This window comes from Parasphingomonas frigoris (assembly GCF_036663815.1).
Taxonomy (GTDB): domain Bacteria; phylum Pseudomonadota; class Alphaproteobacteria; order Sphingomonadales; family Sphingomonadaceae; genus Sphingomonas.
The window spans coordinates 1-1,941 of sequence record NZ_JAXOJQ010000029.1 but is presented as its reverse complement, the minus strand read 5'-3'; the positions used below and the strand labels follow the sequence as shown (position 1 = coordinate 1,941).

Genomic DNA, 1,941 nt, shown 5'->3' with positions numbered 1-1,941 from the left:
GCGGCTGGTCGAAGTATACCTGGTCCGGTGTCCTGGTACCAAGGGCTGAATGTGGCCGGATGCTGTTATAAAATGCAAAGTATCGGCCGATGCCGGCGCGTGCTTCCGGGACTGAGGTGTATGCGTTGAGGTACACGTCCTCGTATTTCACCGAGCGCCAGAGGCGCTCCACGAACACGTTGTCGCGCCAGCAACCCTTTCCATCCATGCTAATGGCGATCTTCTCTCGGTGAAGGACAGCGGTGAAAGCCGCACTGGTAAATTGCGAGCCCTGGTCGCTGTTGAAGATCGTAGGCTTGCCATAACGGGCGAGCGCTTCCTCCAGTGCCTCGATACAAAACGCGACATCCATTGAGATCGACACCCGCCAAGCCAGCACCCGCCGGGTAAACCAATCGACGATAGCGACCAGATAGACGAAACCGCGCGCCATGGGCACATACGTGATATCGGTCGCCCAAACTTGGTTCGGCCGCGTCACCGCCAGCTTGCGCAGCAGATAGGGATAGATCTTGTGACCCGTCGCCGGTTTCGACGTGTTCGGACGGCGGTAGATCGCCTCTAGCCCCATCCGCTTCATCAGCGTCGCAACATGCCGTCGTCCGATGCTCACATCCTCCTGACGGAGCAGATCGCGCAGCATCCGGCTCCCGGCGAACGGATAGAGCAGATGAAGTTCGTCGATCCGGCGCATGATCGCCAGGTCAGCCGAGGATACAGGCCGCGGAAGATAGTAGATGCTGCCGCGGCTGATCTCGAGCTGCTGCGCCTGATGGGTCAGCGGCAACTCATGGTCACGGTCGATCATCGCTTTGCGCTCGGCAACAGACCGGCCTTCCCGAGCGCACCGGCCAAAAAATCGTTCGCCAGCGTCAGCTCACCAATCTTGGCGTGCAGCACGGTTATATCGACCGCTGGTTCGCTCGCTGCCGGAACCGCTCCGAACACGTCTGCCGCCCCCTCCAGCAGCTTGGACCGCCACTGGTTGATGAGGTTCGGGTGCACCTCATACTCCTGCGCCAGCTCGGCCAGCGTCTTCTCACCCTTCACAGCAGCCAGCGCCACCTTGGCCTTGAATGCCGGACTGTGGTTCCGGCGGGGTCGCTTGCTCATCTTGCTTCCTCTTCGCGGCCAGCATGGCCGCTGTCAGATCGGCAATCCACTTATCCCCGCTGTTCAGATTCCTAGAACCACCTCTCTGGGCAGCGCCACGACGTCGGCGTAGGCCCTTGAGGGCGGCGCGGACGATGCCGTGGCTGGTGGGCGCTGCCCCCTCTCGTGCAGGCCTAACAGGCCGTGTGCGGTGGCGAGACTGGCAACCCGCCGGGCGACCGTCGCGGGCTTGGCGCCGCGCGCCTCGAGCATGGCGAATTAGCGGACCAGGTTTTCGGGCTCGGCCGGCAGCGGGGCGACACGGATGTCCTCACACCAACGCAGATAGCAGGCAAGGTCCGACGCCAGCGCCGCCTTGCTCGCCGCTGCCATAGCGCCGAGCTGCGCCGCGAAGCCGATCTCGCTGACAGGGCCGGTATCAGCGGACAGCGCAAGGCCCAGCAACCGGGTAACGCGGGCATCGATCGGCTCGACCAACCCACTTCGTGCCCTGACCGGAAGCCCCTCCCCGTCGGTGCGGTGGACGACGATTTCGCTCATAAGGGCCGCGCCCGCTGGTCCGATTTACCCTGCATTCCGGCTTCGTAGCACATCGCTGTAGTTACCATAATGTCCGATTATGGTAAGTGACTCGGACAGTCAAAACGCGGCGCCTAGTGATGTGCAGATTACTAGCGTACTGCGATCTCGATGCCGCACCTTGATCTCACTTCGCTTGGCTACGCGTTCGGTCGACTGGCTGGCGCAGCGCGCTTTGCGTCCTCCGAAATCCGCAGGGTTGCTAGCTTAGCAACCGTCGCCGGCGCATGGCGTGCGTATCGGCGCGAC

2 protein-coding genes are annotated in these 1,941 nt (G+C 62.5%); both read right to left on the bottom strand.

All coding sequences use genetic code 11. The features are described 5' to 3' along the window. A protein-coding gene (locus U1872_RS22165) for an IS3 family transposase (RefSeq protein ID WP_332748173.1) occupies positions 1-1,113 on the bottom strand; the annotation gives its coding sequence in 2 pieces (ribosomal slippage) (positions 1-852 and positions 852-1,113; 1,114 coding nt annotated over the 2 pieces). This gene is flagged as partial in the annotation. A 258-nt stretch (positions 1,114-1,371) separates the two neighbouring features. Further along, positions 1,372-1,653: a hypothetical protein gene (locus U1872_RS22160; RefSeq protein WP_332795040.1), complete on the bottom strand. Its 282-nt coding sequence runs from the start codon at positions 1,651-1,653 to the stop codon at positions 1,372-1,374. Positions 1,654-1,941 lie beyond the last annotated feature (288 nt).

What these genes read in the sequence shown, in the direction of transcription:
- U1872_RS22160 (WP_332795040.1), bottom strand. Translation starts at nt 1,653, where the DNA reads ATGAGCGAAATCGTCGTCCACCGCACCGACGGGGAGGGGCTTCCGGTC.